This is a genomic window from Azoarcus indigens (assembly GCF_004361735.1).
Taxonomy (GTDB): domain Bacteria; phylum Pseudomonadota; class Gammaproteobacteria; order Burkholderiales; family Rhodocyclaceae; genus Azoarcus; species Azoarcus indigens.
Map to the genome: position 1 here is coordinate 91,904 of NZ_SNVV01000014.1, position 13,593 is coordinate 105,496.

At 66.6% G+C, this 13,593-nt stretch carries 11 protein-coding genes and 1 pseudogene; 9 read left to right on the forward strand and 3 right to left on the reverse strand.

Features of this window, described 5'->3' with window-relative positions:
- Positions 1-5 precede the first annotated feature (5 nt).
- The 9 genes and pseudogenes from C7389_RS16090 (at position 6) to C7389_RS16130 (ending at position 12,425) form a co-directional block, all read left to right on the forward strand.
- Positions 6-1,469: an efflux transporter outer membrane subunit gene (locus C7389_RS16090; protein ID WP_133593309.1), complete on the forward strand. Its 1,464-nt coding sequence runs from the start codon at positions 6-8 to the stop codon at positions 1,467-1,469.
- 19 nt (positions 1,470-1,488) lie between these two features.
- Complete coding sequence (locus tag C7389_RS16095) at positions 1,489-2,595, forward strand: alpha-hydroxy acid oxidase (protein WP_133593312.1); 1,107 nt, start codon at positions 1,489-1,491, stop codon at positions 2,593-2,595.
- 186 nt (positions 2,596-2,781) lie between these two features.
- Positions 2,782-4,978 (forward strand): annotated as a pseudogene (locus C7389_RS16100) (TonB-dependent receptor domain-containing protein).
- A gap of 289 nt (positions 4,979-5,267) precedes the next feature.
- Positions 5,268-5,897: a PepSY-associated TM helix domain-containing protein gene (locus C7389_RS16105; protein ID WP_246034808.1), complete on the forward strand. Its 630-nt coding sequence runs from the start codon at positions 5,268-5,270 to the stop codon at positions 5,895-5,897.
- Between the two features lie 47 nt (positions 5,898-5,944).
- Positions 5,945-6,457 (forward strand): DUF2271 domain-containing protein, encoded by a 513-nt coding sequence (locus tag C7389_RS16110; RefSeq protein WP_133593316.1) that lies wholly within the window; start codon positions 5,945-5,947, stop codon positions 6,455-6,457.
- 31 nt (positions 6,458-6,488) lie between these two features.
- Complete coding sequence (locus tag C7389_RS16115; RefSeq protein WP_133593318.1) at positions 6,489-7,289, forward strand: DUF4198 domain-containing protein; 801 nt, start codon at positions 6,489-6,491, stop codon at positions 7,287-7,289.
- Positions 7,290-7,516: 227 nt separating this feature from the next.
- The gene (locus C7389_RS16120; protein WP_133593320.1) at positions 7,517-8,893 is read left to right on the forward strand and encodes a sulfite reductase subunit alpha; all 1,377 of its coding nucleotides are present in this window, start codon (positions 7,517-7,519) and stop codon (positions 8,891-8,893) included.
- Between the two features lie 271 nt (positions 8,894-9,164).
- Complete coding sequence (locus C7389_RS16125; protein WP_133593322.1) at positions 9,165-11,456, forward strand: TonB-dependent receptor; 2,292 nt, start codon at positions 9,165-9,167, stop codon at positions 11,454-11,456.
- 288 nt (positions 11,457-11,744) lie between these two features.
- Entirely contained in the window at positions 11,745-12,425 is a 681-nt protein-coding gene (locus tag C7389_RS16130) for a Fe2+-dependent dioxygenase (protein ID WP_133593324.1), read from the forward strand.
- A 444-nt stretch (positions 12,426-12,869) separates the two neighbouring features.
- Here C7389_RS16130 and C7389_RS25730 read toward each other — a convergent pair whose 3' ends face one another.
- The 3 genes from C7389_RS25730 to C7389_RS25500 form a co-directional block, all read right to left on the reverse strand.
- Positions 12,870-13,001, reverse strand: a complete 132-nt coding sequence (locus C7389_RS25730; RefSeq protein ID WP_281275393.1) for a hypothetical protein — start codon at positions 12,999-13,001, stop codon at positions 12,870-12,872.
- Positions 13,002-13,093: 92 nt separating this feature from the next.
- Complete coding sequence (locus tag C7389_RS25875; protein WP_425455582.1) at positions 13,094-13,303, reverse strand: spore coat protein U domain-containing protein; 210 nt, start codon at positions 13,301-13,303, stop codon at positions 13,094-13,096.
- A gap of 37 nt (positions 13,304-13,340) precedes the next feature.
- Positions 13,341-13,505: a Csu type fimbrial protein gene (locus tag C7389_RS25500; protein ID WP_246034810.1), complete on the reverse strand. Its 165-nt coding sequence runs from the start codon at positions 13,503-13,505 to the stop codon at positions 13,341-13,343.
- Between the last annotated feature and the right edge of the window lie 88 nt (positions 13,506-13,593).

The following is a 13,593-nucleotide window of genomic DNA, read 5'->3' on the forward strand; positions in this document are numbered from 1 at the left end:
CAGACATGCATCCGCAAGCTCTCCTCGCCCCCACGGACACCCCAACCTGCTTGCGCCGACGGCGGCCCCGCACCGCCACCGGCGGCCTGCTCGCCAGCCTGCTGCTGTTCTCCGGCTGCGCGCTGCACGAACCCATTGCCCGCCCCGACCTACCTCTCCCCTCCACCTGGGCGGAAGCCGCGCCCGCGGCCGACGGGATCAGCGCCGACTGGTGGCGCGCCTTCGGCTCCACCGAGCTGGATGCCCTGGTGCAGGAGGCCGCGGCCGCCAGCCCGGACCTGCGCATCGCCGCCGAACGGGTGATACAGGCGGAGCAATCGCTGCGCGTCAGCGGCGCCTCCCTGTTCCCCTCCCTCAACCTCGGCGGCAACACCGGCTGGACGCGGCGCGACGCCAACGACGGCAGCGCGGTCAGCGAAACCAAGTCCTCGGCCGTCACGCTGAACGCCGGCTACGAGATCGACCTGTGGGGCCGCATCGCCGCCAATGTGGACAGTGCCGAAGCCAGCCTGGCCGGCAGCCGCTTCGACTACGATGCCGCCCGCCTCAGCCTCTCGGCCAACGTTGCCACCACCTACTTCCAGCTGCTGGCGCTGCGCGAGCGCCTGCGCATCGCGCGCGAGAACCTCGCCATCGCCGAACGGGTCTTGCGCATCGTCGAAGTCCGCTACCAGAACGGCTCCGCCTCCTCGCTGGACGTGAGCCGCCAGCGCACCACCGTGCTGTCCCAGCGCGCCGCCATTCCGCCACTGGAAGTGCAGGAGCGCCAGACCAACACCGCGCTGGCCATCCTGCTCGGCCGCGTGCCGCAGGACCTGCGCCTGCAGGGCGAAGCCCTGAACACGCTCGCCATTCCGTCGGTCACCCCCGGTCTGCCGGCGGATCTGCTGGTGCGCCGGCCGGACCTGGCCAGCGCCGAAGCCGCGCTGGCCGGCGCCTCCGCCAACGTTGCCGCCGCCCGCGCCGCGCTGCTACCCAGCATCCAGCTCTCCGGCGCCGGCGGCCTGGCCACCGCCACGCTGCTATCGCTGGCAGATCCCAGCAACACCGTCAGCCTCAGCGCCTCGGTCGCCCAGGTGATCTTCGACGGCGGCCGGCTGCGCGCTCAGGTGGAAAGCGCCCGCTCGCGCCAGCGCGAGCTGGTCGAGACCTATCGCAAGGCCATCCACACCGCGCTCAAGGAAGTAGAGGACGCCCTCGGCAACAGCGGCCGCAACGCCAACCAGGAGGTCCTGCAGGGACAGATCCTCGCCGAGGCCCAGCGTAGCCTGCGCCTGGCGGAACTGCGTTACCGCGAGGGCGCGGACGACCTGCTGACGGTGCTGGACGCCCAGCGCACCCTGTTCTCGGCGCAGGATTCGCTGGCCCAGCTGCGCCTCTCCCGCCTCACCTCGGCGGTGGACCTGTACAAGGCACTGGGCGGCGGCTGGCGGCCGGAGACCGGCGTCGCCGTTTCGCCGCAGTCCTGAATCGGCGACACTGGCGCGCATGACACTCCCACGCCTGACCGCCATTCCGGCCGACATCGCCGCCGTCACCGACTACGAGCCCTACGCCCGCGAACGCCTGGACGACAACGCCTGGGCCTACATCGCCAGCGGCGCCGGCGACGAGATCACCCACCACGCCAACCGCGGCGCCTTCGACGCCCTGTCGCTGAATGCCCGCGTGCTGGCCGACGTCCGCGGCGGCAGCACCGCGCTGGAGCTGTTCGGCCAGCGCTTCGCCCATCCCATCATGATCGCGCCGGTCGCCTACCAGCGCCTCGCCCATCCGGATGGCGAACTCGCCACCGTGCAGGCCGCCGCCGCGCTGGAGGCGGGCATGATGGTCAGCACCCTGGCCAGCTGCCGATTGGAGGACATCGCCCGCTACGCCGGCGCGCCGCTGTGGTTCCAGCTCTACATCCAGCCCGACCGCGGCTTCACCCGCGAACTGGTGCAACGCGCCGAAGCCGCCGGCTACAGCGCACTGGTAGTGACGGTGGATGCCCCCATCGCCGGCATCCGCAACCGCGAACAGCGCGCCCGCTTCCATCTGCCACAGGGCATCAGCGCGGTCAATCTGCAAGGCATGCGCGCACCCCAGCCGACGCTGCCGCCCGGCGCCAGCCAGGTGTTCGACGGCCTGATGGCTTATGCCGCAACCTGGAAGGACATCGAGCAGCTGCGCGGCCTGACCCGGCTGCCCCTGATCCTTAAAGGTATCTTGTATCCAGACGACGCCGAGCTTGCACTGGCGCATGGGGTGGACGGCATCGTCGTCTCCAACCATGGCGGCCGTACGCTGGATACCCTGCCTGCTAGCCTCCACGCCCTGCCCGCCATCGCCGAGCGGGTGGCCGGCCGCGCGCCCCTGCTGCTGGACGGCGGCATCCGCCGCGGCACCGATGTCATCAAGGCACTGGCGCTGGGTGCAAGCGCCGTACTCGTAGGCCGTCCCTGGCTTTACGGCCTTGCCACCGCCGGCGCTCTGGGCGTCGCCCATGTGCTGCGCTTGCTGCGCGATGAGCTCGAAGTCGGCATGGCGCTGACCGGTTGCGCCCGCCTCGGCGACATCGGCCCCCACCTCATACACAAAATTAAAGAAATCTGAATTTTTCTTAAAGTTTCGTTGACCTTCCGTAGTGAGAATTGTTAGCATTTTTGAAACAATTCCAACGGATGGTCGCCTTGTCGCGGCCGTCAGTACGGCCAGCCACCTGCAGCAGCATCACTGCCTCCTGCCAGGAAGCCCGCCCAGCCCTACCGGACTTCACTTCCTACTGTCAGGAGATAAACGATGCCCCGTGGCACCGCTCTACCCGCTCGTCCCGCGTTTTCGCAACGCCCCCGCCGCAACGCCCTCACGCTGGCCCTCGCCTTCGGTTTTTCCGCTGGCGCCTTCGCCCAGAGCAATGAACGCCAGCTGGGCGAGACCGTGGTTTCCGCCTCCGGCTTCGAGCAGCAGATCAAGGAAGCCCCCGCCAGCATCAGCGTGATCACCCGCGAAGACCTGGAAACCAAGCGCATCACCAACATCGCCGACGCCCTGGCCGACGTGGAAGGCATAGACACCGGCGGCAGCGCGGGCAAGACCGGCGGCCTCAACATCCGCATCCGCGGTCTCGGCGACGAATACACCCTGGTGCTGATCGATGGCCGCCGCCAGAACAGCACCGGCAACATCTACCCGAACGGCTTCGGCGAGGCGCGCAACAGCTTCCTGCCGCCGGTCTCCGCCATCGAGCGCATCGAAGTCATCCGCGGCCCGATGTCCACCCTGTACGGCTCCGACGCCATGGGCGGCGTGGTGAACATCATCACCCGCAAGGTGGGCAAGGAATGGACCGGCTCGCTGACGGTGGAAGGCACCCAGGTGGAAGACAGCGACTTCGGCGGCTCCTACTCCGCCGAAGTCTTCGCCTCCGGCCCTATCAAGCAGGATCTGCTTGGCTTGCAGGTGCGCGCCCGCAACTGGCACCGCGAGCAGTCCAGCATCGCCTATGACCTGGACGACGGCACCTCCGGCGACGAGCTCACCCAGGGCCGCAACCCGACCAAGGGCCGCATCGAGAACTACGGCGCCCGCCTGACGCTGACGCCGAACAAGGATCACGACCTCTGGCTGGACATCGACACCACCAAGCAGAGCTACGACAACAGCAAGCAGCAGCTGGGCACCCTGGGCGCCGCCGGCGGATACGGCCCGACGCAGCAGTACAACCGCGACAAATTCCTGCTCGCCCACAACTGGCGCACCGGCTCCGGCCTGCTGGAGTCCAGCCTCAGCTACAACGAGACCGAAACCGTGGGCCGACTGATCCCGGCGCGTCTGCTCGGCCGCAGCGGCGACCGCGGCCTGACCACCAAGGATTTCATCTTCGACACCAAGTACGTCACCGGCATCGGCAACCACATCCTGTCGATCGGTGCCCAGTACTGGAACGCGGAAATGGAAGACGGCATCCTGCCCAAGGCCACCGAGTTCACCCAGGTCGGCATCTTTGCCGAGGATGAATGGCGCCTGGCCGAGAGCCTGGCCCTGACTCTGGGCGTGCGCCACGACCACCATGACGAATTCGGCGGCTACACCACGCCGCGCGCCTACATGGTGTGGAACACCACCGAGAACTGGACGGTGAAGGGCGGCATCAGCCGCGGCTACAAGGCGCCGCGCCTGGAGTACCTGACCAACGGCATCTACACCGTCTCCGGCCATCGGCAACCCGGATCTCGAACCGGAAACCAGCACCAACACCGAGATCGGCGCCATCTTCGACAGCCTGCAGGGCTTCACCGCCAGCGCCACGATCTTCCACAGCAAGTACAAGGACTTCATCAGCACCAGCGCCGGCCCGGTACTGATGACCTGCAACGGCAGAACCAACGCCGGCGGCAGCGCAGCCTCGGCCGAGGCCTGCGAGGACTACCTTGCCGCCGCCGGCAACCAGTGGGATGTGTGGGTGGGCGGCAGCAACGCCACTGGCGACAGCTTCACCCTGCGCCGGCCGGTGAACGTGGACAAGGCCACCATCCAGGGCGTCGAGCTGTTCTCCCGCTGGCAGATCAACCCGGCCTGGAGCCTGTCGGCCAACTACACCTACACCGACAGCGAACAGACCAGCGGCGCCAGCAAGGGCGACCCGGTGAATGACACGCCGGAGCACATGTTCAACCTGGCGGTGCGCTGGAAGCCCACCGACCGCCTGTCCGCCTGGGTGCGCGGCGAATACCGCGGCGACGGCTACCGCAGCGGCACCCACAGCGCCACCGGCCAGGATGCCCGCGACGTGGTCGGCGACTGGAAGGGCTACACCCTGTTCCACCTCGGCGGCACCTACACGGTGAGCCAGAACCTGGACCTCTCCGCCACCCTGTTCAACGTTACCGACGAGCGCTTCAACAAGGCTGAAGTGGTGAACGGCACCACCTACGCCACCTACCGCAACAACCAGGAGCCGCGCCGCCTGTGGGTGGCCGCGCACCTGAGCTTCTGATCGCCTCGCCAAGTATTGCCCCTGGCAGCGCAAGGGGGCGCTAACTCAGCGCGCTCAAGAAGGCTCCCGCCGCCCGGCGGGGGCCTTCGTACAAAACGGTACAAGAAAAAAACAGCACATCGCTATTGTTGAGAATCGTTATCATCAAATAAAATCTGCCCTCCGCCCGGGGCGCCGGCTCTCCCCTAAACCGGCCCGGAGCGGCTCTGCTGCCCTGATGCCCACCTACCCCGCCCCCCAGGAAACTTCCCCCGCGCACAGCAGCATTCCCGCGGCCGCCGATCAGGCCATGCGGCGACAAGCCCGGCGCAGCGGCTGGCTGAAAACGCTGCACCAGTGGCACTGGATCAGCTCCGCGCTGTGCCTGCTCGGCATGCTGCTGTTCGCCATCACCGGCATCACCCTCAATCACTCGGCGGACATTGAAGCCAAGCCGCGCATCCAGACGCAGGAAGGCCAGTTGCCGCCAGTGCTGCTGGCGCAGCTGAAAACGCAGGCAGAAAGCGAACCGCAGGGCGAAGCCGCTCGCCTGCCGGTCGAGCTGCGCAGCTGGCTGGCAGATGAACTCGACATCCACGCCCGTGACGCCGAAGCGGAATGGTCCGCCGACGAGGTCTATCTCGCCCTGCCCCGCCCCGGCGGCGACGCCTGGCTGCGGGTGGATCTGAACGAGGGAGCGCTGGAATACGAAGACACCGACCGCGGCTGGATCGCCTATCTCAACGACCTACACAAGGGCCGCCACGCCGGCACCGCCTGGAGCTGGTTCATCGACATCTTTGCCGCCGCCTGTCTGGTGTTCTCCATCACCGGGCTGTTCATCCTGCAGATGCATGCCGGCAACCGCCCCTCCACCTGGCCCATCGTCGGCCTGGGCGTGGTGATTCCAGTACTGCTGGTCATCCTCTTCATCCATTGAGCGCTCGCCCGCAGCGCCCGTCCGTTCAACCCAACGCCGAGACCTCCATGCGCCGCACCCTGCTCCTCGCCACCGGCCTGCTGGCCGCCGCTCCGGCCCTGGCCGCCAACATCGACCTCGAAGTGGAAATCCCCCGCCTCAGCGTCGCCGAGTACCACCGCCCCTACGTCGCTGCCTGGATCGAGCGGCCGGACAACAGCGTCGCCGCCAATCTGGCGGTGTGGTACGACGGCAAGATGCGCAACAACGAAGGCACCAAGTGGCTGAAGGATCTGCGCCAGTGGTGGCGCCGCGCCGGCCGCGAACTGGAAGTGCCGATCGACGGCGTCACCAGCGCCACCCGCGCGCCGGGCAAGCACAGCCTGAGCTTCGCCGAAGGCAGTGCGCCGCTGGGCAAGCTGCCGGCGGGCGAATATCGCCTGATCGTGGAAGCCGCGCGCGAAGTCGGCGGCCGCGAACTGCTCACCGTACCTTTCCAGTGGCCACCGCAGAAGGCCGAGCAGCTGAAGGCGCAAGGCCAGCACGAACTCGGCGCCATCACGGTCCAGCTCAAGCCCTGAATTCCCGAATGACCACTCCAGGAGACTTCGAATGAAACGCACCCTCAAGCTCGCCGCCGCCCTCGCCTTCTGCCTGCAACTGCCGGCCGCGCACGCCCATAACTTCTGGCTGCTGCCCTCCTCCACCGTGCTGTCCAAGGCCTCCTACATCACGGTGGATGCCGCGGTTGCCAACGACATTTTCCACTTCAACCATGTGCCGCTGCGGGTGGACAACCTGGTGGTGAGCGCGCCGGACGGCAGCACCGTGCCGACCGAGAACCTGCAGCAAGGCAAGCTGCGCACCGTGTTCGACCTCAACCTGACGCAGACCGGCACCTACCGCCTGGCGGTGGTAAACGACGGCGTCATGGCGATGTGGAAGGAAGGCGACCAGCCGAAGCGTTTCCGCGGCAACGCTGAAGGCTTCGCCAAGGAAGTGCCGGCCAACGCCACCGAGCTGCGCGTCACCGAGTCCGTCAGCCGGCTGGAAACCTTCGTCACCGTCGGCAAGCCCACCGCCATCCAGCCCACCGGCAAAGGCCTGGAACTGGTGCCGGTAACCCACCCGAACGACCTCTTCGCCGGCGAAAGCGCCACCTTCCGCTTCCAGGTGGACGGCAAGCCCGCTGCCGGCATTGAAGTGGTGCTGGTGCGGGGCGGCAGCCGTTACCGCAACCAGCTGGAAGAGATCAAGCTCACCACCGACGCCGAAGGCAAGTTCAGCGTGAAGTGGCCGCAGGCCGGCATGTACTGGCTGGACGCCGACGTGACCGACGACAAGACCACGGTGAAGCAGGCCAAGGAACGCCGCCTGTCCTACGTCGCCACCTTCGAAGTCCTGCCGGAATAAGCGGACGGGGCCAGCCGGCCCCGGCGCTGTTGCGGGCGGGGCCGCGCTTGCGCCTCCGCCCGCTGCCATTTCCGGCATGCACTTTCGCCCGGATCCATCGCATTGCAGTCCGCCAAGCCCACCGCTACGGCGCCGCTTCGAACAAACCTCAAACGCTGAGCGGAATGAGCACCTGACCACCTCCGGCGCCACACCCGCCTCGAACGACCTCTATCCGCAGCCCGCCGATGCCTCTCCTGGAACCCAACCGCCTCGCCGCAGCCGGTCTCGTCCTGCTGGTCTACGCCACGCTTTGCCTGGCTATCGGCCTGCGCGAGCGCAGAAGGCGGCTGCGTGCAGCCCATGCCGCGGCGGTACTCGCGCCCGGCGCCGGCAGCGGCAAGCCGGTGCTCGTCAGCTATGCCAGCCAGACCGGCTTCGCCGAGCAACTCGCCCACGCCGCCGCCGAGGCCTTGCAGGCGGCCGGCACGCCGACCCGGCTGATTCCGCTGGGTCAGCTCACCCCGGGGATGCTCGCCGACAGCGAGGAAGCGCTCTTCCTCGTCAGCACCTGCGGCGAGGGCGACCCGCCGGACAACGGCGCCCTGTTCGCCCGCCGCATCATGGCCGGCAAGCTGCCGCTCGCTCATCTGCATTACGGCCTGCTCGCCCTGGGCGACAGCGAATATGCCCACTTCTGCGGCTTCGGCCGCGCGCTGGATGACTGGCTGCGCCACAACGGCGCCCACGCCATCTTTCCTGCCATCGAGGTAGACAATGGCAATACCGCCGCCCTGCAGCGCTGGCAGCACGAACTCGGCCACATCGCCGGCACCGGCGATCTGCCCGACTGGCGCGGCCCGGCCTACGAGAACTGGCGCCTGAGCGCCCGCCGCCTGGCCAACCCGGGCAGCGCTGGCGAGCCGGCCTTCCATGTCGAACTCGTTCCGGCGGATGGCGCCCCGCTCCCGTCGTGGGAAGCCGGCGACCTGGTACAGGTACTGGCCCCCGCCGACCTGGAACGGCCCCGCGAATACTCCATCGCCTCACTTCCCCAGGAAGGCCGCCTGCTGCTGCTGGTACGCCAGCAACGCGGCGCAGATGGCGCCTTGGGCGTGGCATCCGGCTGGCTCACCGAGGGCGCCGGCATCGGCACGGCCATCGCGCTGCGATTGCGCCCCCACGAGAACTTCCGCCTCGGCGCCAACGCCGGTCGCCCGCTGATCCTGGTCGGCAACGGCACCGGCATCGCCGGCCTGCGCGCCCACCTGCACCAGCGCGAACAACGCGGCGAACACCGCAACTGGCTGATCTTCGGCGAACGCAACGCCGCCGCCGACTTCCACTACCGGAAAGAAGTGCTGGACTGGCAGCAGCGCGGCCTGCTGGCCCGGCTGGACCTCGCCTTTTCCCGCGATAGCGCCGAGCCGGTCTATGTCCAGCACCGCCTTGCCGATGCCGCCGCCGAACTGCGGCAGTGGCTGGAGGAAGGTGCGGCGATCTACGTCTGCGGTAACGCGGTAGGCATGGCGCCGGCGGTAGACGCGGTGATCAGCCGCGTGATCGGCGAGGAAGCGCGAGACGAATTGATCGCCCAGGGGCGTTATCGGCGCGATGTGTACTGAATCCGGTAGCCATTCCACCGGCGGCGACAGCCCTTCAGCCCCAGGGAATACAACCAGCACTCAGGATCAATTAAGAATGAAATAAGAATTTGTTGCATCTGCACAACAAGCTTGCTGAATGGTTTGTTGCAACTTGAGAGATATAAATAGAAATCATTACTATTCCAAAACAAGTTGTACAAACCAGCCAGCCACCCTGCTCCAAGCCAGTGCCGGGAAGCCAGCCAGTCGTTCTGTCTTTCCAAAACACTGAATCCAGGAGCAGTTCCCGATGGCTCATATCAAGCATCAGAAGCACGCCGTGCGTCGACAGCCGCAGCTCTCCCAGAGCGCGGCCCTCACCGCCCTCGCCCTGGCGCTTCCCGCCAGCGCCTTTGCCCAGTCGGTGCAGACGCTGCCCGAGGTCAAAGTCAGCGCCGAGGCGGAAGGTAGTTACAAGGTCGAGTCCGCCGCCTCCAGCAAGTACACCGCGCCCTTGGTTGACACGCCGAAGTCGATCACCGTCGTTACCGAGCAAGTTCTGCGCGAAACCAACGCCCTGACGCTGCAGGACGCCCTGCGCACCGTGCCCGGCATCACCTTCGGCATGGGCGAAGGCGGCAATCCTTCGGGCGACCGCCCCTTCATCCGCGGCTACGACAGCCAGTCCGCCACCTACATCGATGGCTTGCGCGACCCCAGTTCCCAGTCCCGCGACATGTTCAACGTCGAGCAGGTGGACGTGGTCAAGGGCCCGGACTCCGCCTTCAGCGGCGGCGGTGCCATCGGCGGCTCCATCAACCTCACCAGCAAGCAGGCACACCTTGGCAACTCGGCCGACATCGACCTCGGCCTGGGCACCGCCAACTACAGGCGCGCCACCGTCGATGTGAACCGCCAGCTGGCCGACACCGTGGCCCTGCGCCTGAACGTGATGAAGGAAGACAGCGATGTCGCCGGCCGCGACGAGGTCTATAACGACCACCTTGGCGCAGCCCTGTCTTTCAACGTTGGCATCGGCACGCCGACGCGTATCGGCGTGGACTACTACCACTACGAAACCGACGATCTGCCCGACTACGGCATCCCCTACAACAACCCCTACGCGGCCACCTCCGCCAATGCCATCTACAACGGCGACGGCGGCCCGCTGCATGTGGACCGCGAGAACTTCTACGGCCTCAAGGACCGGGATTTCCGCGAAACCGAAGTGGATTCCGGCACCCTGCGCATCGAGCATGACATCAACGACAAGCTCACCATCCGCAACCGCACCCGCTACACCCGTTCGCTGAACGACTACGTGGTGACCAACCCAGGCGATTCCTCCGGCCTGAACATCACCAACGGCAACATCACGGTCGGAACGGGTGCTAACACAACAACCCTCCCCGCCGGCTTCCTCAACCGCTCCTCCAAGAACCGCCATTCGGTCAGCGAGGGGTATGTGAACGCCACCGAGCTGACCGGCGAATTCCAGACCGGCTTCATCAAGCACAACTTCGCCACCGGCATCGAGTTCAGCGAGAACGAAGTGGACAGCCGGGGTTACACCGTCACCGGCACCAACATCAACGGCGTCCAGTACCTGGGCGCGAGCTTCGCCAACATTGCCAACCCGGACGCCGACGACGCCTGGAACGGCACAGTGACCCGCGCCACCGCCGGCAACAAGATCAAGACCAACACCCAGGCCGCCTACCTGTTCGACACCCTGACCCTGCACAAACAGTGGCTGCTCAACGTCGGCGCACGCTGGGATCACTTCGACACCAAGCAGACGCCCTACAACGTCGATGGCGCAGCACTCACCGCCAACCAGCTCAGGCAGCGCGGCAAGAGCGATACCTACTTCTGGAGCTGGCAGGCCGGCCTGGTGTTCAAGCCGCTGGAGAACGGCAGCATCTACCTGAACTACGCCACCTCGGCCAACCCGTCCGGCATCACCACCGGCGACGGCGCAGACAACATTTCCGCTGCCAACCAGAACCTGGAGCCGGAGGAAACCCGCAGCTACGAGCTGGGCACCAAGTGGAACCTGCTGGACAACCGCCTCTCGCTCAGCGCCGCCCTCTTCGACATGAAGAAGACCAACGCCAAGGTCACCGTAGCCACCGACATCATGGACACCGTCGGCACCCAGCGCATCAAGGGCTTCGAGCTTGGCGTCGCCGGCGCCATCACCAAGCAGTGGAACGTTTCCGCCGGCTACACCCGGCTGGACAGCGAGCTGAGCGATCCCGGCCCCACCGCCGCGGCGACCGACAAGGGCAACCGCTTCCCCAACACCCCGAAGGACAGCTTCAGCCTGTGGTCCAGCTATGAGTTGATGCCCAAGCTGGTGCTGGGCGGCGGCGCGTTCTACATGTCCAAGGTGTACGGCAACACCGCCAACACCAAGTGGGTGCCGTCCTACTGGCGCTTCGACGCGATGGCCAGCTACGAGATCAACAAGACCGTCAGCCTGCGCCTGAACGTCCAGAACCTGTTCGACAAGACCTACTATGACAAGGCGTATTCGACCCACATGGTCTCCGTGGCGCCCGGCCGCCAGGCCATCCTCACGGCCAACCTGAAGTTCTAAGCCGGCCTTGGCCCCAGGGGCAGCGATGCCCCTGGGCTCGCCGGAACTGTAGGAACGAGCCGTAGCGGACGAACCCGCAGCGAGCGCGTGCGGAAGAATCAGAGGGGCGGACGCAGCCGCGCCGGAGCCCACCGGAAGCACCACCTGACAGACGAGAAATCCATCGCCGGCCTGCCCCCAAAGCAAGCGCAGTATTACGGGCTCCATGCCCGCCGACACTGCCGGCGACTCCCCGATCTTCACCCTCCCCCTTCCACGGCGGGAGTGCCTTCCCGGAGCCTGACGACCATGATGCTGCACGTTCCCGAAGTCCTCACCCGCGACGAACTCGCCGAGTGCCGTCAGCTTTTGTTCGCCGCCGACTGGGAAAACGGGCTGGTTACCGCGGGCGCACAGGCGGCGCAGGTGAAACGCAACCGCCAGCTCCCGGAGAACACCGCCACTCTCCGTCGCCTGCGGGAAATCGTCACCGCCGCCTTGATGCGCAACCCCTTGTTCTTCTCGGCCGCGCTTCCGAACCGCATCCTGCCGCCATACTTCAACCGCTATGAGGGCGGCGAGGAGTTCGGCAACCATGTAGACAACGCCATCCGGCGCCCCTGGGGTTCGGAGATCAACATCCGCTCGGATGTATCGACCACGCTGTTCTTCACCGACCCCGATGAATACGAGGGCGGCGACCTGATCGTGGAGGACAGCTATGGCACCCATTCCGCCAAGCTCCCCGCCGGCGACGCCATCGTCTATCCCTCCACCAGCTTGCATCGGGTGGAACCGGTTACCGCCGGGGCGCGCGTCTGTTCCTTCCTGTGGACGCAGAGCATGGTCCGCGACGACTGGAAGCGGAACATGATGTTCGACCTGGACTGCACCATCCAGAAACTGCGCGCCCGCGTGGGCGACAACGAGGAGGTGGTGGCGCTCACCAGCCACTATCACAATCTGCTGCGCATGTGGGCGGAGGTCTGAATCCGCGCCGCCAGACTAGCGGCGGCAGCACTCAATAGCTGATGGTGATGGTGTCCAGATAGCTGCCGGCCGCCGCGCTGGTCTGCCCGCCACCGGTGCCAGCGCGCCGCTAAGGATGGAGTCGCTTAGGAAGTCGGTGCTACGCCCCACACCCGGGTTCTCGTGTTGTTGAAATAGAGCGGGTATTGAAGGTTGGCGGCGCCGTTGAACATCCACCGGGGTAAATAGGGATTGCTGCCCCGGTGGGCAGGTGAACGATGTAGGGAAACAGCAAGGCCGCGAGTTCGGGCTGGCAGGTCACCGTCCCGGTCGTGTCCAGCGGCGTACCGGAGTTTGGCGAGTACCCGCCAAAAGCGGTGGCTGTGGCCGACACCCCACACCTCACCGCCCTCGCCAGCCCGGCAAGCACGGCAAGCACGGCAAGCACGGCAAGCAACAGACTCTTCAGCGGATCGGGCGACGTCCCGCCTCGCCGTGGAAGCGCTCCATGCCCCGGCGCGAGCGCAGCCAGCGGGCGCGGTATTCCGCTTCGGCTTGCTGGCGCGGGTAGTCGCCACCTTCGTCCTGCAGCCGCAAGCCCCAGTCGCCGATCGCGAAGGCAGGACGGTGGAGGATGGCGCGGAAAGTCTTGAGGTCGCCGTCGCGGTGGCCGCCGTCAGTAGGCCACGTTAACGGTGAGGGTGTCCGGTGTACCTGCCGGCGGCCGGGTACTGCCCGTCCGGAATCCGCCCATAGGCCGTCAGTGGCTGGGCGCTGCCGGTGCCCCTCGCCGCGACGGTATTGGTACCGACGGTGTTGCCGAATACCGTGGTCCGGGCCGAATCGCTGTAGAGGGTGTAGTTCAGGGTGCCCACGCCAGACATCCGCCGGGTGGTCACGGTGGCGCCGCTGCCGATGCCGGCGTCAAGGTCAACGTTATAAGGTGCAGGTGACCGTGGTGGTGGCGTCCAGCTGGAGCGAGGAGTAGTTGCCGAAGGCGAGCGACGAGGCGCTGACGAGGCAGTTGGCAAGCACGGTTGCCGTGACCGAGAAGGGGGCAGTGGCCGTGGCCCCGAATACCGCGCCGGCCGGGATCAGCAAGGCCGATCAAAGAGCATCGGCATCTCAAGGACATGGATTGATGGGCTTTCCCATGCTCCCACCTCTCGTGTCGAATATTCTTTCAGGG